Annotated in this window: 1 protein-coding gene; it reads left to right on the top strand. The window is 70.8% G+C overall.

Annotation, left to right across the window (positions count from 1 at the left end):
- Positions 1-222: PUA domain-containing protein (locus SB719_RS21495; protein ID WP_412159936.1), on the top strand; the 222-nt coding region annotated here is incomplete at its 5' end.
- Between the last annotated feature and the right edge of the window lie 31 nt (positions 223-253).

Raw genomic sequence — 253 nt, 5'->3', positions numbered from 1 at the left:
GGCGGCGCGGTCGCGGCCCAGGGCGCGTCCCGCCGCGGCGACCTGGTCGAGATCCTGCTCCGCGACGGCGACGTCACCGAACGCGTCGCGCGCGGCGTCACCCAGTATTCGGCCGACGACATCCGCCGGCTCGCGCGCCGCCATTCGCGCGACATCGAGGCGATGCTCGGTTACAACTACGGCGAGAACATCGTGCACCGCGACGATCTGGTGCTGGTGTAGTTCCGAGGCCGAAGGAGTCCGCGATGTCCGA

Source organism: Pantoea sp. SIMBA_079, from assembly GCF_046940275.1.
Taxonomy (GTDB): domain Bacteria; phylum Pseudomonadota; class Gammaproteobacteria; order Enterobacterales; family Enterobacteriaceae; genus Pantoea; species Pantoea borealis.
This window is presented reverse-complemented; position numbering and strand designations above follow the sequence as displayed.